Raw genomic sequence first — 16,743 nt, 5'->3', positions numbered from 1 at the left:
CCGGGCGCACGTTACGGGGCGGTAATGTCGAACAGGGATGCGGGACAGGGGACCGGCCGCGTCTCTCATGCCGCCTCAGACCCACCGGCGAACGCGTCGCCGATAGGCCTCGTAGTCGGCTCCGAAGCGGGCGGCGAGGTAGCGTTCCTCGCGCTGGATGACGAAGCGGTCGACGATCAGCAGGCAGGGGATCAACAGGACGATCGCCAGGGGGCTGTCGAGACCGATGGCCAGAGCCAGATAGGTGATGGCGAAGCCCAGATAGATGGGGTTTCGCGTGAAGCCATAGACGCCGGTGGTGACGAGGGCCGTGGACGGCTTCCAGGGCTGGACCGCCGTCTTCGCCTTCTGGAACAGCCCGGCCGCCCACGCCTCGATCACCAGCCCCAAAAGCAAGCCGGCCAGGGCGACACCGCCGCGCAAATTGCGGTCGAGGCCAAGGCTTGGTTCGTCAATCAGACGACCGACGCCCCAGCCGAGCGCGAGGAAGCCGAGATAGATCAGGGGCGGCGGGGCGAGCACGCCCGGGATGTCGGACGCCGGGCGGCCCATGTTCACTGTTCGTCGGCGTAAATGGCCACGCGGGCGGGTTCCGAGGATGTGACCGCGCCGCGGTACATGCCCGAGGTGGTCATGGCGAAGCCGGGAACGCCGTTTCCGTCGACCACGATCACCCCGCCGTAGCCGCCCAGCGACAGGGCGTCGTCGACTTCTGCCTGACCGGCGTCCTCGGACGAGGCGCCTGCGGCGATGCGGGTGCAGATGTCGCGGGCGACCGTGGCCCGGATGTAGAACTCGCCGTCGCCGGTGGCCGAGACGGCGCAGCCATCGCGGTTGGAGGCATAGGTGCCGGCGCCCAGCACCGGCACGTCGCCGACCCGGCCCCAACGCTTGCCCGTCGTGCCCCCCGTCGAGGTGCCGGCGGCCAGCGTTCCGGACTGATCCAGCGCCACGGCGCCGACCGTGCCGAACTTGCGCTCATTCAGCGGCGGCGCGGGCTCCAGCGAGGCCATGCCCGCAGCAGGGGCTCCGGCCGGGCGGGACGGGATCGGCAGGTTGCGTTCACGCAGGAAGTTTTCGAGCCCGCGCCAGCGGCGCTCGGTGAAGAAGTAGGAGGGGTCGACCTGCTCCAATCCCTGCGACGCCGCGAAGGTATCCGCGCCCTGGCCGATCAGCATGACGTGAGGCGAGTTCTCCATCACGGCGCGAGCGGCGGCGATGGGGTGGCGGGTGGTGGTGAGACCCGCGACGGCACCGGCGGACAGGTCGCGACCGTTCATGACGGCGGCGTCGAGCTCGTTGCGGCCCTCGGCGGTGAAGACGGCACCCCGCCCGGCGTTGAACAGGGGGTCGTCCTCCATGATCTGGATGGCGGCCTGGATGGCGTCGAGCGATGACCCGCCGTCACGCAGGATGGCGGCCCCGGCTTCCAGCGCGCGCGACAGGGAGGCGCGGTAGGCGGCGTCCTGTTCCGGCGAAAGATCGGCGCGTTCGATCACGCCCGCTCCACCGTGGATGGCGAAGGCCCAGCGCGGCGTTGTTTCCTGGGCTGCCACGGGCGCGGCGAGGGTAAGGGCGGCGGCGAGGCCGGCGAGGACGCGAAAGGTCATGCGGCGGGATCCATTCCTGTTTGGCGCGTCGCCATCGTGCACCGACCGGCGTGGCCGGGTCCAGCGAGGTCGGCGAACGAAAAACACCGTCCACTGAGTCCACTCAGTCCGCCTCGCGTCCTTTGAGCGAAGGCCCAGAACGCAATCCTAGCAAGCCGACACGTCAGAAACGGACGTCGGCCCGGCGGACATTAGGGTCCGCGCTTGTGATGCGACCACTTCCACAGACGATAGGCGATGATCGGGACAAAGCCGCCGACCAGCGCCGCGATCAGCACCGTCCAGAAGCCGCCGCCGAGACCGAACTGGCCGACCAGCCCGCCCACGACCGCCGCCGCCAACGGGCCGAGGAAGGGCAGCCAGTGAGGAGGCGCGACCTTAATTCGCGTCGACCTTGATCACGCCGCGACGGATCTGGTCGAGCTCGATGGAATCGAACAGGGCCTGGAAATTGCCCTCGCCGAACGCCTGGTTGCCCTTCCTCTGAATGATCTCGAAGAAGATCGGGCCGAACATGTCCTGGGTGAAGATCTGCAGCAGCAGGCCGTCCTCGTCCGAGCCGTCGATCAGGATGCGGTTCTTGCGCATCCGCGCCACGTCCTCGCCGTGGTTGGGCAGGCGCTTGTCGATCAGTTCGAAGTAGGTCTCGATCGTGTCCTGGAAGGGCACGCCGCGTTCCTTGAGCGTCTCGACCGTCTCGAAGATGTTGTCGGTCGCCAGGGCGATATGCTGGATGCCCTCGCCATTGTAGCGGCGCAGGAACTCCTCGATCTGGGAGTTTTCGTCCTGGCTCTCATTCAGGGGAATGCGGATGGCGCGGTCGGGCGCGATCATGGCCTGGGAGAACAGGCCCGTCGCCTTGCCCTTGATGTCGAAATACTTCTGCTCCTCGAAGGCGAAGACCTCGCCGTAGAAGCCGGACCAGGTGCGCATCTGGCCGCGCCGCACGTTGTGGGTCAGGTGATCCAGCAGATAGAGGCCGACGTTGTTCTTGCGCTCGGCCTCTTCCCAGCCCTCGACCTCGTCCCATCCGTCGTAGAGCGAGCCCTTCTCGCCGTAGGAATCGATGAGATAGAGCAAGGATCCGCCGATGCCGCGGAGCACATGGGCGCCGGGTCCAAGCGCCCCGCCGTCGTGCATCTCGGCCGAATGGGCCCCGCGTGCGATGGCGCCCTCATAGGCGGCCTTGGCGTCGGCGACGCGGAACGCCATGCCGTTGGCGGACGGACCATGGTCTTTTGCGAACTCGCCGGCGTGCCCCTTGGGATCGGTGTGGACCAGGAAGCTGATGTCGCCCTGCTTCATGCGGACGACGCCGTTGGCCGGATTGCGGTGCGTCTGGACGAAGCCCAGAACCTCCAGCTGACGGATCATCGCCTGGGGGTCGGGGCCGGTGAACTCGACGAACTCGAAGCCGTCGACACCGAGCGGGTTGTCCTTGGCTGCGGCGGTCGCGCGGGGGGCCAGGTCGTCCATGTCGGGTCTCCTGAAGACTGTGGTGGCCGTGGGTGTCGGCCGATTGGCGCGGAACCTAGTGGCGCGAGGCCGGGAAGCCAACCCGCAGGGCCGAAGGGCGCGCCGACGCTTGCCCGCGCGAGCGGCCCGGCCTAATCGCAAGGGATGGCCAGCCCTCCCCTGATCTGCCCGTCCATCCTCGCTTCGGACTTCGCCAAACTGGGCGAAGAGGTCGCCGCGATCGAGGCGGCGGGGGCCGACTGGGTTCACGTCGATGTGATGGACGGCCACTTCGTGCCCAACATCACCATTGGCCCGGACGTGGTGAAGGCGCTGCGGCCGCACACGACCCTGCCCTTCGATGTCCACCTGATGGTCGCGCCGGTCGATCCCTGGCTGGAGGCCTATCGCGCCGCCGGAGCGGACGTCCTGAGCGTCCATCCGGAGAGCGGGCCGCACCTGCACCGGACCCTCGGTCGCATTCGCCAGCTGGGAGCCAAGGCGGGTGTGGTGCTGAACCCCGGAACGCCTCTGTCGGTGCTGGACGAGGTCATCGACCTGGTCGACCTGGTGCTGCTGATGTCGGTCAATCCGGGCTTCGGCGGCCAGTCCTTCATCGACAGCGCGCTGAGGAAGATCGAGCGGACGCGGGCCCTGCTGGATGCGGCCGGATCAAAGGCGCACCTGCAAGTCGACGGCGGGGTGACCGCCCTGAACGCCGGGGCCTGCGTCGCGGCCGGGGCGGATGCCCTGGTCGCCGGTACCGCCGTGTTCAAGGGCGGACCGGCCTGCTATGCCGCCAACATCGCGGGGCTGAAAGGCGTCGCGGCTTGAACCCCATTGGCCCCTTCGCAGACCGGTCGAGCCCGACGGTGGCGCCGGACGCCATCCCGGGCCTGCGGGGGGCGCCGATGCGCACGCCGGTCAAGAGCGCGGGCGTGGCGACGGGGCCCCAGCTGTGGCCCGCCATCGCCGGGCGCATGCTGACACGGCAGATGTGGATCGAGCTGTATGGCCTGCCCGGCTATGCCCAGACGCTGGCGGCCGGAAAGGCGGTGGCCTTCGCCGCCTCGCCGCGCGATTTCCGACCCGTCGACGGCGCGGTCGGCAAGGCGATCCTGTCGGGCAAGTTCCATCTCGCCGGGACCCACATGGAGGTCGAGGCCGGGGGCGATCCTTGGAACCGGCCGAGCCCGTCCAAGGCCTTCGCCACTGATCTGCACGCCTTCGCCTGGCTGCCGTCGCTGATGCTGCACGAGGAGCGGGGCGCGCGAGAGGCGCTGCGGCTCACGCTCGCCTGGGCCCAGACCTTCGCGCGCTGGTCGCCGTTCGCCTGGGACCCGCAGATCCTGGCGCGGCGGACCTTCAACCTGGCCTGCGCGGCGCGGCGGATGGGGGCGGTGGCGAGCGACGGGGACAGGTTCCGGCTGGCGGACATCCTGGGACGTCAGGCGCGGCAGTTGCTGCGTCCTCCGGGTGGGCTGGCGGGAAAGGCCGAGCGGCTGGTGGCCTCTGCCCTCGCGGGCGCGGTCCTGGCCGGGACGCCGGGACAGAGGATACGCCGGGTGGGGCTTGGCAGGCTCGTCGGTGCCCTGCGCGTGACCGTGGCGGGAGACGGATCCCACGCCTCAAGGAGCCCGGAAGCCGGGCTGGAGCTGCTGCTGGACCTGCTGGCGCTCAACGAAGCGCTGGCCCAGTTATCGGAGCCGGTGCCGGAAGCGATTTCCGGGGCGATCGTCAGGCTGACGACAGCGCTGAGACTGCAGGTTCTGCCCGATGGTCGGCTTACGGCCATGCAGGGCGGCGGGCCGTCGACGGTTGCCCGTGTCGCGGCCGCCCGCGCTCACGACGAACATGCCGAAACGCCGGGTGGGGCCACCGGGACGGTCGGCGGGCTGGTTCGCATCCGCTCACCCCTGCTGACGATCGTGACGGACGCCGGATCTCCGGGCAAGGAGGCCTGGTCAGAGGCGGCTTGCGCCCAACCGCTGGCGCTGGAGGTCGTTTGCGGCAAGGACCGGTTGATCACGGGCTGCGGCTGGACGCCCCGCGCGCCTGACCGGCAGGGTCTGCGGCTATCGCCGGGCCATTCGACTCTGACCCTGGGCGAAACCACGTTCGCCGAGCCTCTTGGAGGGTGGAAGGCGGAGCTGCTCGGGCCTCGCCTTTATGGTCGCCCCTGGAAGACGACGCTCGAACGCCGCGATGCCGAAGGCGCCGTCTGGCTGGAAGTCGAGCACGACGCCTGGGCGGCTGCCTATGGTCTGCTGCATCAGCGGCGGCTGTATCTGGATCAGCGGCTCGACGAACTGCGCGCTGAGGAACGACTGTATCCCTGCGCCGAGCATCGCGGTCAGGTGCGCCAGATCGCGGCCCCATATGCGGTCCGTTTTCATCTGGAGCCAGGGGCGCAGGCCTCGCTGGCGCGGGATCGTCGGTCCATCCTGTTGCGCGGACATTCCGGCCGGGGCTGGTGGTTCCGCACCGATGGACCGGATGTGGCCATCGAGCCGTCGGTGCACGTCGAGGACGGCCTGACACGGCGCTCGCTGCAGGTCGTGGTGCGCGGCTCGGCGCGCACCGATGCCGAGACCAAGATCCGCTGGAAGCTGAGCCCCGCAGGCGCGGCTGGCGATCCGGTCTGACCGGGATCAGCCGCCGATCCGCACCCGGAGCTCGGCGTCGCCGCGGATAACAGTCAGGACGGGGTTCTCGCGGTCGCCGAGTCCGGCTCCGAGCGTTGCCAGATCGTCGACACGGCGGCCGCCCACATGGGTCACGATGTCCCCGGCGCGCAGGTCGGCCACCGCGGCCGCCGAGCCGCCTTCGACCGCCTGGACCTGAATACCGGAAGGGGTGGCGGCGAAGCTTGCGCCAAAGGCCTGGACGGCGGTCGAGCCGATCTGGATGCCGCCGGACTCTGACACCTCGACGGTCAGCGACGTCGTCGCTTCTGTCGAGTCCCTCAGATAGACCAGGGTCAAGGGCGTGCCAGGAGCCGCAATCCCGACCACGGCCTGGACGGAGCCAGCGTTGGCGACCGGACGGTTCTGGATCCGCGTGATGACGTCGCCGCGCACCAGGCCCGCGCGGTCGGCCGGCGATCCGGGAACCACATCCTCGACGATGGCACCGCGCACGAAGCCCAGCCCCAGCTCGACCGCCCGCTCGGCCGTCAGCGAGCCGAGAGTCGCGCCGATCCGGCCGCGCGTGACCTCGCCATTGGCGCGCAACTGTTCGACCACGAACATCATGATGCGGGTGGGAACGGCGAAGGCGATGCCGTCGTTGCCGCCCGAGAAGTCGCCCGACAGGATCGAGGTGTTGATGCCGATCAGCCGGCCCCGGCTGTCCAGCAGCGGGCCACCGGAGTTGCCGGAGTTCACCGCGGCGTCGGTCTGGATGTAGTCCTCGACCGCGTCGCCCATGCCAGAGCGGCCGAGACCCGAGATCACGCCCATGGTCAGGGTCTGGTCCAGCCCCAGCGGATAGCCGACGGCGAAGGCGAGATCGCCGGTGCGAAGCGTGTCGGAATCGACCGTCTCCACCTCGGCCAGGCCGCCGGCAGGGATGCGCAGAACCGCGAGATCGGTCGCCAGGTCCGTGCCGATGAGCTCGGCGTCCAGTAGGCGCCCGTCGGACAGGTCGACACGGAACGTCTGTCCGCCCTCGATGACGTGATGGTTGGTGACGATGATGCCCTCGTCCGCATCGATGATGACACCGGATCCGCCGGACATGGCGGTGGGTTCGGACCCATCCCGCGAAGGTCCGGCGGAGCGGCCCAGCGTCGTGACCCGGACCACGGCGGGCAGAGACCGCTCGAGCCCGGTGGCGAAGCTGAAGACGCCGCGCTGGCTGTCATAGGGCAGGGGAAACTCAGGCGCGGTCTGGGCGGACGCCGTCCCGGCCATCAGCAGAACGATGGCGGTCGTCGCCAGGAAGCGGGTGCGGTTCACGGTGTTTCCCCCTCGATGTCTTTCAGCGAGCCTATCTCGCGAAACGCGCCGTGACGATGGTCCCAGGCGCGGCGTCATCAATCGTCATTCGTGCGCCGTGTCGGCGCAGGCTCGCGCGCACGAAGGCGAGGCCCATGCCGTGGCTGTCAGGCCCGGCGTTGGCCATGCCCATGCCCGGTCCCTGATCGGCCACCGACAGGATCGGCCCATCCACCGCTGATCGCGCCCGTATCACGACGGTTCCGCCGTCCGGCGAGAATTTCACGGCGTTGTCCACGAGGTTGGCGACCGCGCGTTGCAGCAGGGAGCGAACCCCCAGAACGGTGACCGGTTCGACCTCGGCCCTGATGCGGACGCCGCGCTGCTCGGCAATGGGCTCGTAGAGCTCTACGGCCGCCTCGGCGAGCGTATCGAGGCGAACGCTCTCGAAAGACCAGGCCTCACCGTCGCGCAGCGCCATCGCCTCGGTCATGGCGCGGGAGATCTCGGCCAAGTCCTGGCGCGCCTCGCCGATCAGCCGGGCACTCATGCGGGCGTCGCCGGCTTCTGCCAGCTGATCGAGACGAGCAGTCGCCCTGGCCAGCGGGGTTCGGAAATCATGAGCCAGCTGATCGGCCGAATCCCGCAGCCATGTCAGCAGCTCGTCCAGACGGTCCAGGGTGCGGTTGACCTGCCTCGAAAGTTCGGTGAGCTCCGGTGCCACCGAAACCTCGGGGGCGCGATAGGAGAAGTCGCCGACCGCGGCGCGATCCAGCGCCTTGCTGACCTTGGCCAGGGCTGCGGTCAGCCGACGCCGGGCGAAGGTCGCCGCCGTCAGCCCCGCCGCGAGGATCAGTACGCCGACGCCGAAGACGGCCAGAACGGCCTGCCGCCAGGCGGAGCCGGCCGGGTCGACGACGCGGCCGACCGTGACCTCCAGGGCACCGACAGACCGTCGCACGACCACCGCCTCGACGGCGCGGTTCAGGCATAGATCTCCCGGCACCAGTCGGATCAGATAGACATCGGGTCCGAGACGGGTCAGCCGAGTGGCCCGCGCCGTTTCCAGCGCGGCCAGCCCGGCAGGCTTGCCGACCGGAGCCCGGACCAGCCGCAGACCCGCCCCGCCCCGTCCGGTCCGGCAGGTTTCCTCCAGCGTCGTCGCCTCGCGGTCGGGACCGTCCTGGAAGGCGGTCAGGACCGCGGACACATAGGCCGCGTCCGCCTCGGTCATCGACGCGGCGTCCATGCCAACGTCGGTCGGCAGCTTCACGGCAATGGCGGCGAAGTCAGCGAGCGCGGCCAGGGCGGCCTGCTGGCGCTGATCAAGCTGGGCCGCGCGGCCGGTGATCACCAGCGATCCAGACAGGGCCACAGCCGCGAGGATCGCCAGAGCCGAGGCGAGTTGGGTCGTCGTCCGTCGACTTAGCCAGGTCAAGGGGGCCGACAGGTCCATCCGGCGTCGAAGCGCCTCCCAGCGGCTCACGGAGCTGACCTTGTCACCACATCCTCGGGATCACGCCGGGTCCAGATCGCGGAACACGAGGCTCTGGCTGCGCGCGGCGACGATCAGCGGGTGCAAATCCTCCCCGATCTCGGGCGTCTGCTCCTTGAGCCGACGCCGAAGGGCCGAAATGCGCGCATCGATGATGTTGATGAAATTGTCGGGAAGGAAGGTCCATTCTACCCAGCAACGGTCCCACAGCATGGTCTTCGTCACGGGCTGGCCACGGGCGGTCATCAGCTCTGAGACGATCGCGAACTCCAGCGGTGAAAGATCGATCAGTCGTTCACCGTCGGGCGTCTTGAGCTTCAGCGTCCGCGCGCCGGGCGACAGACGGAAGGGGCCGTTGGTCAGGTCGGTCGAAACCGCTTTGGAGCGACGGGCAACGCGGCGCAGCTGGGCTGCGATGCGGGCCAGGAGTTCCTCGTCGCCGATGGGCTTGGACAGATAGTCGTCGGCCCCGCCCAGCAGACCCTCGACCCGCTGACGCTCGCCTGTGAGGGCGGTCAGCATGAGCGCAGGCGCATCTGAAGAGACACCCGGCGCGGATCGCAGACGCTTGAGCGTTTCCAGTCCATCCAGTCCGGCGGTCAGGCGGTCCAGAATGAGAATGTCGTAGGGACGGGTCTGGGCGGCCTCCAGGGCGGCCTCCCCCGCCTCGAACCGCTCGACGGCCGCGAACCCCGCCGCCAGAAGGCGATCTGCCACATGCTCTGCCAGCGCCGGGTCGTCTTCAAGCAGCAGCGCCCGCCTGCCGGCGAAAACGTCAGCGAGTGCGGCGAAGGGGTCGCCGGCCACCGAGGTCGCTTCGTCCGCAGCTGTATCGGTCACCTGTGATCCCCCGCCTCGCCGGGAGGATAGGCACCCCCTCGGCCGATCGACAATCCCGGGCCAACGGCCGGTTCAATACCCTAGCGCGTCCTCGCGCTGCCGCCGCTGACCCTTCCTGACGCCGCTCACGCAAAGATGAAGGATTTTTAAGATTGCGCGCCGGTTCGGGGGCGTAGGGTCTGGTCCCAAGCGCGCCCAAGACCGCGCAGAGGCTCAACCCCGGGACATTTCCATGAAAAGACTGCTGATCGGCGCCGCTGCGGCCGCCTTCCTGATCCCCTCCGCCGCCTTCGCCGATGGTCCCGACCACGATCACGCCTGCCTGGATGAGGCCTGCACGATCTGGTCGATCTTCCAGACGCCGGCCGCCAGCATCGGAGCGTCGGGCTGGGCAGGCGTCGAGGCGCCGCGCTTCGGGACCTGGGGCTTCGATCCTGCGGGCATGGACCTGTCGATGGCGCCGGGCGACAACTTCATGCGCTACGCGAATGGCGCGGCGCTGGACCAGCTTACCATTCCGGCGGACCGTTCGAACTACGGCGCCTTCGCCCTTCTGCGCGATCTGTCGGACAACCGGCTGGAGGCGATGATCACCGCTCTTCTGGCGCGGACGGACCTGGCCCCGGGCTCGGATGAGCAGAAGATCGCCGACGCCTATCGCAGCTACATGGACGTGGCCCGCATCGAGGCGCTGGATGACCAGCCCCTGCAACCCTATCTGGCGGCCATCCGGGCGATCGACAGCCATGAAGCCATGGCGGCCTACATGGGCCGGACCATCGGGGCGCTGGGCGGCTCCTTCTTCGCCACCGGCATCTCGACGGACCAGAAGCAGCCGGACCGCTATGTCGTCTCCGCCGGTCAGTCGGGCCTGGGCATGCCCAACCGCGATTTCTATCTGTCGCCGCTCTATGCCGACAAGAAGGAGCTCTATCTGGCCTACCTGGCCCGGATGCTGGAAATGATCGGCTGGGACGACCCCGCCGGAAACGCCCAGCGCATCCTGGATCTCGAGACGCGCATCGCCCAGGCGCACTGGACGCCGGCCGAGAACCGCAACCGCGACCGGACCTACAACGAGTACACCATCCAGCAGCTGGCCGCTGACGCGCCGGGCTTCGACTGGAACGGCTATTTCGGCGCGGCCCGTCTGGGCGACATCCCCCGCCTGATCGTGCGCCAGAACACGGCCATGCCACAGATCGCCGCCATCTATGCGGAAACGCCGATCGAGACGCTGCGGGCCTGGCAGGCGTTCCACACCACCGATCAGGCCGCCTCGCGCCTGTCGGCCCGGTTCGCCGACGCCCAGTGGGCCTTCCGCCAGCGCGATCTGCAGGGCCAGCCCGAGCAGCGTCCCCGCGACAAGCGCGCGATCGGCTTCACGGAAGGCGCGCTCGGCGAAGCCCTGGGCCGCCAGTACGTCGCCGAATACTTCCCGGCCGAGTCCAAGGCCCAGATGGAAGAGCTGGTCGCCAATCTGCGCCGGGCGCTGGCGCTTCGCATCGAGACCTATGACTGGATGAGTGCCGAGACCAAGGCGGCCGCCCAGGAGAAACTGGCCAAGTTCACGGTCAAGATCGGATATCCGGAGCAGTGGCGGGACTACTCCGCGCTGGAGATCCGCCCTGACGACCTGTTCGGCAATGCCGAGCGCGCCGGACGCTTCCGCTGGGAGTACCAGCTGGCCCGCCTCAACGAGCCCGTCGACAAGGCCGAGTGGGGCATGACGCCCCAGACGGTGAACGCCTATTACAACTCCACCAACAACGAGATCGTCTTCCCGGCCGCCATCCTGCAGCCGCCGTTCTTCGATCCGAACGCCGATCCGGCGGTGAACTATGGTGCCATCGGCGGGGTCATCGGCCACGAGATCGGCCACGGCTTCGACGACCAGGGCTCCAAGTCTGACGGCGACGGCGTATTGCGCAGCTGGTGGACGCCGGAGGACCGCGCCAACTTCGAGGCCCTGACGGCGCGTCTGGGTGCCCAGTACGACACCTATGAGGTCCTCCCGGGCTATTTCGTCCAGGGCGCCCTGTCGATGGGCGAGAACATCGGTGACGCCGCGGGCGTGGCGGTGGGTCTGGAGGCCTATCAGCTGTCGCTGAACGGCCAGGAGGCCCCGGTGCTGGACGGCTTCACCGGCGAGCAGCGGTTCTTCCTGGGCTGGGCCCAGGTGTGGCAGTCCAAGGGCCGCGATGACTTCCTGAGGAACCAGGTCGCCACGGGTCCGCACAGCCCGGCGGAGTTCCGCGTGATCGGGCCGGTCCGCAACGTCGACGCCTGGTACGAGGCCTTCGACGTTCAGCCGGGCCAGCGCTATTACCTGTCGCCGGATCAGCGCGTCCGGATCTGGTGACATGAAAAGGGCCGGAGCGGTGATCCCGCTCCGGCCCTACGTCCTTTCAGCCATGAGGGCCGCGGTTCACGCGGCATTGGCCGCCTTGCCGCCCGCCTTCTTGGCCTCGGCCTCGGCCTCGCGATGCGCGACCACACCGCGCGCGATCAACTCGGCGGCCTCGCCCGCGTCGCCCCAGCGCTTGACCCGCACCGACTTGTTCTTCTCCAGGTCCTTGTAGCGGGTAAAGAAGTGCTCGATCTGCTCGACCATGATGGTCGGCAGCTGCCGATAGCTGGCGATGTCCGTGTAATAGGGATGCAGGGCGTCGACCGGCACGGCCAGGATCTTGTCGTCGCCGCCGGCTTCGTCCTCCATCATCAGCACCCCGATCGGACGCGAGCGGATGACGCAGCCCGGCACCACCGGCGTCGGGTTCAGCACGATGACATCGCAGGGGTCGCCGTCGTCGGCCAGGGTGTGGGGCACGAAGCCGTAGTTGCCTGGATAGTACATGGCCGTGTGCAGGAAGCGGTCCACGAACAGGGCGCCGGACGCCTTGTCCATCTCGTACTTCACCGGCAGACCGCCTTGCGGGATCTCGATCACGACGTTCAGGTCCCAGGGCGGGTTGGGACCGACGGGAATGGCGTCAAGGTTCATGGCGGTGGCCCCGAATGATTGTGCGACTGCGAAAGAAGGCTGGGCGTGATAAGCCGGTCAGAGCCTCGCGGCAAGCGCGGGCGGTGACGCGGGCTTGGAGGCGCAGGCCGAGATGAGCTTTTTCGACTGGCTGGGCCTGGCGCTCTTCTTCCTGTGCTGGCTGGGCTACGGACCCCTTCTGAGTGTGTTGGCGCGGCGCAGCGGCTCCCTGAACGAAGACATGCTGACCGTCCGTCACGCGTGGATGACCGCGATGACCCGGAGAGAGGTGCGGCTCCTGGACAGCCAGCTTCTGGGCCATTCCATCAACTCCGGTTCCTTTTTCGCCTCGTCCAACCTGCTGCTGATCGCGGGCGTGGCCAGCGTGCTGTTCGGTGGCGATCAGGCGTTGCAGGGCTTTTCGGCGGTCGGGGCGGAGGATGTGCCCCTGCCGCTTCTGGAGGCCAAGCTGGGGCTGGTGCTGCTGTGCCTGGCGCGGGGTCTGCTCGATTTCATCTGGTCCATCCGACAGATGAACTATGCGCTCGCCATGATCGGTGCTGCGCCCGAGATCACGACCGAGGCCGACCGTGACGCCTTTGGCCAGGCCACGGCGGATGTGCTGAACCCGGCCCTGGGTGCCTTCAGTCAGGGCGTGAGAGGCTATTACTTCGCGCTCGCGGCCGCAGCCTGGCTGTTCGGGCCGCTGTGGCTGTGCGCCGGCGTGGTGTCGGCCTTCGCCCTGCTGGTCTGGCGTCAGTCCGGATCACCGGCGGCCCGCGCCATCCGAACGGCCCGCCGCCTGATCGAGTCGGACCGGTCTTCGGCTTCATAGTTTTTGCAATGCAGCAATCTCTAGCGGCGCGGGTCGGGGAAGGCTTTTGCGATGAAAGCGATTACATGGCGGCCTGATGGCATGAATGCGTTGTAACGCGGCGTGATGCCGGGTTCATCGATCCGTCTTGACGTATTGTGCATTGCAACCTAACTTGAGAACCGACGCCTCCGGGCGTCTTGCCCTTCCTGGGCGTTTCCTCCCTATAGACTTTTATGCCGCGCCCTCGGGCGCGGCTTTTTTTCGGGCTCAGCGCGGCCAGGTCTCGCGCGACAGGGCTTCGATCACCCGCGTCAGCAGACCCTGGAACCGGTCGTGGTCCGCCGACGGCTCCAGCGTCGCCTCATCCAGATAGAGGGCGCGGTTGATCTCGACCTGTACCGCCTGGAACCCTTCGTCCGGCCGGCCCCAGCGCTGGGTGGCATAGCCCCCGGCATAGGGGGTGTTGAGCGCGACTGTCAGGCCCTCGGCCTCGAACAGGACCCTGATCCGTCGCGTCACACCCGCGCGCGTCGCCGCGCCGTGCCGGTCGCCGAGAACGATATCGACCCCGCGCGCTCCCCGCTTTCCCGCGCCCGTCGCCCGTGAGGGCATGGAGTGCCAGTCGATCAGAAGGGCGAGACCATGCCGCGCACGGCTTTCGATCATCAGCGCCTCCAGCGCGGCATGGTAAGGCGCGTGGACCCGCGCGAGACGGACCAGGGCCTCCTCCGCCGACAGCCGCCGACCATAGAGCGCGGTGCCATCGCCGGCCCGGCGCGGGATGACCCCGTAACCCGCCGCCACCTTGGCGGAGGTGGCGCCCTCGACCCCGTCGATGAGGATCGCATCCATCTCCTCCGGCGCGCGGTTCAGGTCGATATAGGCTCGCGACACCCGCGCGGCGATCAGGGGAGCCCCGTGGCGTGGCCCTGCCGCGACCAGACGGTCGACGCCGACATCCTCGGCGCTGCGCAGCGTCATGGGCGACAGTGCGGGGCTGTGCCCCATGTCCTGGGGCGTCCAGCCGCCGGAATGCGGCGAGGCGAAGACCATCGGACCGGGCGCGCCGATCGCGGGCTGCACCACGAACGGCAGCGGGCTGTCGGACGGATCGGTCAGGGGGGCCGCGGTCATCGTCCTCGCCATAGACTGTTTTTCCCCAACAGCCACGAGACCGGCCCTGCACGACACAGCGAATTTCATCGCCGGTTTACCGTTCTGGGCCTAGCGTGGCCGCAACGAGAGAGGAACGATCGGGCATGGCGCGCATCCTGCTGGCGGAAGACGACGGCTCCCTGCGGGGCTTCCTGACCCGGGCGCTGGAACGCGCCGGCCACGAGGTCGTCGATTGCGAGAACGGCGACGACGCCATCGATGCGCTCGAGCATGGCCCCTACGACCTTCTGCTGACCGACATCGTCATGCCGGGCGCGGACGGCATCGAGGTCGCCCGCGTCGCCGCTGCCCGCCAGCCGGGCCTGCGCATCATGTTCATCACGGGCTTCGCCGCCGTCGCCCTGTCCGCCGCCCAGGCCAGCCCCCAGGCCAAGGTCCTGTCCAAGCCCGTCCACCTGCGCGACCTTGTCAGCGAGGTCGAGAGGATGGTGGCTGCGGCCTGATGCTCGTCTTGATGACGCTGCCGGTCGTCACGCGGTGGCTTGCGGCTTGAGCGCGTCCTAAGCGCGCTACCGCTCGCCATGCGGCGGCTCGCTGGTTGAGCGCAGGATTGCCCCTTGCGAGGCGCGCGACAGGCGGGTTATAGACCGCGCCTTCCCGGACCGGCCTTGCCGGACCCGCCACGGCGGACGCGTAGCTCAGCGGGAGAGCACTACGTTGACATCGTAGGGGTCACAGGTTCAATCCCTGTCGCGTCCACCATTTTCTTCAATAAAATCAGAGTTTTGCGGAACGCTCTGTGGCGGCGGGGTCCGCGAGCGCGGTGAATGCCCGAATACATCGCTTCTGCAGCATGTCCGGTCGACGGCTTCGAGAGCAAGCTGACCACCTTCTGGTGGGCCGCTCAGACCAAGGTTTTCACCGACACGGCCCTGCGCGACATCACCGACCTCGTGAAGCGCGGCATCCCGATCAAGGACGAGGCCAGTGGGCGTAGCACCCGCTATTCGCTGGTGGACCAGGCGAGGGATGAGCCGCTAATGAGCAGAGTTCCGTGAAGGTCCAGATCAGGCTCCTGGACGACATCGAGAATGTCCGCTTGTCGGAATGTGTTAGATCGTCGGGGCAAGAGCGGCCGATCAGCGGGCTTCCAAGGCGACAGTCACCCGTGCCGATGACCGGTGGTCCTGCGCACTTTACAAAGGGCTTCTGAAACGTGTTCTCCAATCGCATTCTGTTCTTTGCCGGCGTGGCGGCACTGGCCGCTTCCGCGTCTCCAGTCGCGGCGCACGCTCGACTTGTCGCCGCGACGCCTGCTGACGGAGCGACCGTCAGTGCTCCGCGTACTGTCGCGTTGACCTTCAGCGAGCGGTTCGCTGCACCTTTCTCGACTGTTGAGGTCGAGGATGGACGGGGGCGCGCCGTCGTCTTGACCAAGACGGTGTCTGAGGACGGCAAGACGCTGGGCGGCTCGTTCTCCACGCCGCTGCCGGCCGGGACCTATCGGGTGACGTGGGCGATCGCGGCAGCCGATGGGCATCGGATGACCGGAAACTACAGCTTCACCGTACGCTGACGTGCCGATCGAGCTGACCGTCGTCGTCCTGCGGTGGCTTCAGTTCGCCGCCGCCGTGGTCGCTCTGGGCTTGCCGCTGTTCCAACTCCACGCCCGCGCGGCCTCCGGGGAGACGACGCGTCGCTGTACGGCCGTGCTCGCCGGACTGCTGCTGGCAGTCGGTGCGGTCGGCGGCCTTCTGGCCCAGACCGCCATGATGGCTGGCGGATGGAGCGCGGCGCTGGACGTGGCGGCGATCGGCTATGTCATCCAGTCGACAAGCCTGGGGATAGCGCATCTCGCCCGCGCCGGTCTTGGCTTGCTCGGGGTGATCCTTCTGCTCGCGGGCCGGGGGCAACGTGTGATGACGGTGATGGCCGCTGTGGCGTTTGCCGGAGCCACCGCCAGTTTCGCCTGGAGCGGCCACGGGGCGTCGAGCGAGGGCGCGGCCGGGCTGGTCCATCTGGTCGCCGACGTCATCCATGCCCTCGCCGCCGCCGTGTGGCTGGGGGCGCTGGCGGGCTTCTGCCTGATGCTGGCGCGCCGCGACCCCGGCGATGTCGAGGCCTCCGCGCGATCGCTGGCCGGGTTCGGGTCCGTGGGGACGCTGGCCGTGCTCGCGCTCACCCTGACCGGGATGGTGAACACCGCCTTCCTCGTCGGCATGCAAGGGGCCGACCAGCTCGCCAGCACGACGTGGGGGCAGCTGCTGTTCGCAAAGCTGCTGCTGTTCACGATCATGGTCTGGCTCGCCTCGCACAACCGCTACACCCTGACCCCGGCCCTGGAGCGGGCGATCGAGGCCGGCGCGGACACCGGCGAGGCGGTTCGCGGCCTGCGGGTCAGCGTGGGCGTGGAGATGGCGGCCGGGATCCTCCTGCTGGGTCTCGTCGCGGCGATGGGCGTCCAGATGCCGCCGGCCTCGATGTGAGGA

17 protein-coding genes and 1 tRNA gene are annotated in these 16,743 nt (G+C 68.5%); 9 read left to right on the top strand and 9 right to left on the bottom strand.

Annotated elements, in window-relative coordinates; translation table 11 throughout:
- Positions 1 to 75: 75 nt before the first annotated feature.
- The 4 genes from IP78_RS02975 to hppD all read right to left on the bottom strand — a co-directional run bounded on the left by IP78_RS02975 (position 76) and on the right by hppD (position 3,086).
- On the bottom strand, positions 76 to 552 hold the full coding sequence (locus tag IP78_RS02975) for an isoprenylcysteine carboxylmethyltransferase family protein (RefSeq protein WP_054110216.1): 477 nt from the start codon (positions 550 to 552) through the stop codon (positions 76 to 78).
- Positions 553 to 554: 2 nt separating this feature from the next.
- Positions 555 to 1,610: an isoaspartyl peptidase/L-asparaginase family protein gene (locus tag IP78_RS02970; RefSeq protein ID WP_054110215.1), complete on the bottom strand. Its 1,056-nt coding sequence runs from the start codon at positions 1,608 to 1,610 to the stop codon at positions 555 to 557.
- A gap of 191 nt (positions 1,611 to 1,801) precedes the next feature.
- Entirely contained in the window at positions 1,802 to 1,936 is a 135-nt protein-coding gene (locus tag IP78_RS15715) for a hypothetical protein (RefSeq protein WP_255350732.1), read from the bottom strand.
- 52 nt (positions 1,937 to 1,988) lie between these two features.
- Positions 1,989 to 3,086, bottom strand: a complete 1,098-nt coding sequence (hppD, locus tag IP78_RS02960; protein WP_054110213.1) for a 4-hydroxyphenylpyruvate dioxygenase — start codon at positions 3,084 to 3,086, stop codon at positions 1,989 to 1,991.
- A gap of 144 nt (positions 3,087 to 3,230) precedes the next feature.
- Between hppD and rpe the strand changes: the two genes are divergently transcribed.
- Positions 3,231 to 3,899, top strand: coding sequence for a ribulose-phosphate 3-epimerase (rpe, locus tag IP78_RS02955; RefSeq protein ID WP_054110212.1), 669 nt, complete (start codon positions 3,231 to 3,233; stop codon positions 3,897 to 3,899).
- Positions 3,896 to 5,710: a heparinase II/III family protein gene (locus IP78_RS02950; protein ID WP_054110211.1), complete on the top strand. Its 1,815-nt coding sequence runs from the start codon at positions 3,896 to 3,898 to the stop codon at positions 5,708 to 5,710. The genes rpe and IP78_RS02950 overlap by 4 nt, the downstream gene beginning before the upstream one ends.
- A gap of 6 nt (positions 5,711 to 5,716) precedes the next feature.
- Here IP78_RS02950 and IP78_RS02945 read toward each other — a convergent pair whose 3' ends face one another.
- Genes IP78_RS02945 through IP78_RS02935 form a run of 3 tightly spaced genes read right to left on the bottom strand, consistent with a single transcriptional unit; the run spans position 5,717 to position 9,338 of the window.
- Positions 5,717 to 7,024, bottom strand: coding sequence for a trypsin-like peptidase domain-containing protein (locus IP78_RS02945; RefSeq protein WP_231680898.1), 1,308 nt, complete (start codon positions 7,022 to 7,024; stop codon positions 5,717 to 5,719).
- 31 nt (positions 7,025 to 7,055) lie between these two features.
- On the bottom strand, positions 7,056 to 8,489 hold the full coding sequence (locus IP78_RS02940) for a HAMP domain-containing sensor histidine kinase (RefSeq protein ID WP_156320256.1): 1,434 nt from the start codon (positions 8,487 to 8,489) through the stop codon (positions 7,056 to 7,058).
- A gap of 30 nt (positions 8,490 to 8,519) precedes the next feature.
- Positions 8,520 to 9,338 (bottom strand): response regulator transcription factor, encoded by an 819-nt coding sequence (locus IP78_RS02935; protein ID WP_054110209.1) that lies wholly within the window; start codon positions 9,336 to 9,338, stop codon positions 8,520 to 8,522.
- Positions 9,339 to 9,570: 232 nt separating this feature from the next.
- On the opposite strand from IP78_RS02935, the gene IP78_RS02930 reads away from it, so the two are divergent.
- Positions 9,571 to 11,700 carry a M13 family metallopeptidase gene (locus IP78_RS02930; RefSeq protein WP_054110208.1) on the top strand — a complete coding sequence of 710 codons (2,130 nt, stop codon included), beginning with the start codon at positions 9,571 to 9,573 and terminating at the stop codon, positions 11,698 to 11,700.
- A gap of 66 nt (positions 11,701 to 11,766) precedes the next feature.
- Here IP78_RS02930 and ppa read toward each other — a convergent pair whose 3' ends face one another.
- A complete protein-coding gene (ppa, locus tag IP78_RS02925; RefSeq protein ID WP_054110207.1) occupies positions 11,767 to 12,342 on the bottom strand; it encodes an inorganic diphosphatase in 576 nt (191 codons plus the stop codon).
- 112 nt (positions 12,343 to 12,454) lie between these two features.
- Between ppa and IP78_RS02920 the strand changes: the two genes are divergently transcribed.
- A complete protein-coding gene (locus IP78_RS02920) occupies positions 12,455 to 13,156 on the top strand; it encodes a DUF599 domain-containing protein (protein WP_054110292.1) in 702 nt (233 codons plus the stop codon).
- 249 nt (positions 13,157 to 13,405) lie between these two features.
- On the opposite strand, the gene IP78_RS02915 is transcribed toward IP78_RS02920, so the two are convergent.
- Positions 13,406 to 14,272: an N-formylglutamate amidohydrolase gene (locus IP78_RS02915; protein WP_054110291.1), complete on the bottom strand. Its 867-nt coding sequence runs from the start codon at positions 14,270 to 14,272 to the stop codon at positions 13,406 to 13,408.
- 125 nt (positions 14,273 to 14,397) lie between these two features.
- Between IP78_RS02915 and cpdR the strand changes: the two genes are divergently transcribed.
- The 5 genes from cpdR to copD all read left to right on the top strand — a co-directional run bounded on the left by cpdR (position 14,398) and on the right by copD (position 16,740).
- Positions 14,398 to 14,757: a cell cycle two-component system response regulator CpdR gene (gene cpdR, locus IP78_RS02910; protein WP_054110206.1), complete on the top strand. Its 360-nt coding sequence runs from the start codon at positions 14,398 to 14,400 to the stop codon at positions 14,755 to 14,757.
- Between the two features lie 184 nt (positions 14,758 to 14,941).
- A tRNA-Val gene (locus tag IP78_RS02905) sits at positions 14,942 to 15,016 on the top strand.
- Between the two features lie 65 nt (positions 15,017 to 15,081).
- Positions 15,082 to 15,312, top strand: a complete 231-nt coding sequence (locus IP78_RS02900; protein ID WP_054110205.1) for a hypothetical protein — start codon at positions 15,082 to 15,084, stop codon at positions 15,310 to 15,312.
- A 158-nt stretch (positions 15,313 to 15,470) separates the two neighbouring features.
- Positions 15,471 to 15,830, top strand: coding sequence for a copper homeostasis periplasmic binding protein CopC (gene copC / locus IP78_RS02895; protein WP_054110204.1), 360 nt, complete (start codon positions 15,471 to 15,473; stop codon positions 15,828 to 15,830).
- Between the two features lies 1 nt (position 15,831).
- Positions 15,832 to 16,740, top strand: coding sequence for a copper homeostasis membrane protein CopD (copD, locus tag IP78_RS02890; protein WP_054110203.1), 909 nt, complete (start codon positions 15,832 to 15,834; stop codon positions 16,738 to 16,740).
- Positions 16,741 to 16,743 lie beyond the last annotated feature (3 nt).

This window comes from Brevundimonas sp. AAP58 (assembly GCF_001295975.1).
Classification (GTDB): Bacteria; Pseudomonadota; Alphaproteobacteria; order Caulobacterales; family Caulobacteraceae; genus Brevundimonas.
The sequence above is the reverse complement of the archived record's forward strand: the minus strand, read 5'-3'. Positions and strand labels throughout refer to the sequence as shown.

Coding starts and splice junctions, on each gene's coding strand:
- IP78_RS02975 (WP_054110216.1), bottom strand. CDS start 552: ATGGGCCGCCCGGCGTCCGACATCCCGGGCGTGCTCGCCCCGCCGCCC.
- IP78_RS02970 (WP_054110215.1), bottom strand. CDS start 1,610: ATGACCTTTCGCGTCCTCGCCGGCCTCGCCGCCGCCCTTACCCTCGCC.
- hppD (WP_054110213.1), bottom strand. CDS start 3,086: ATGGACGACCTGGCCCCCCGCGCGACCGCCGCAGCCAAGGACAACCCG.
- rpe (WP_054110212.1), top strand. CDS start 3,231: ATGGCCAGCCCTCCCCTGATCTGCCCGTCCATCCTCGCTTCGGACTTC.
- IP78_RS02930 (WP_054110208.1), top strand. CDS start 9,571: ATGAAAAGACTGCTGATCGGCGCCGCTGCGGCCGCCTTCCTGATCCCC.
- ppa (WP_054110207.1), bottom strand. CDS start 12,342: ATGAACCTTGACGCCATTCCCGTCGGTCCCAACCCGCCCTGGGACCTG.
- IP78_RS02920 (WP_054110292.1), top strand. CDS start 12,455: ATGAGCTTTTTCGACTGGCTGGGCCTGGCGCTCTTCTTCCTGTGCTGG.
- IP78_RS02915 (WP_054110291.1), bottom strand. CDS start 14,272: ATGACCGCGGCCCCCCTGACCGATCCGTCCGACAGCCCGCTGCCGTTC.
- cpdR (WP_054110206.1), top strand. CDS start 14,398: ATGGCGCGCATCCTGCTGGCGGAAGACGACGGCTCCCTGCGGGGCTTC.
- IP78_RS02900 (WP_054110205.1), top strand. CDS start 15,082: ATGCCCGAATACATCGCTTCTGCAGCATGTCCGGTCGACGGCTTCGAG.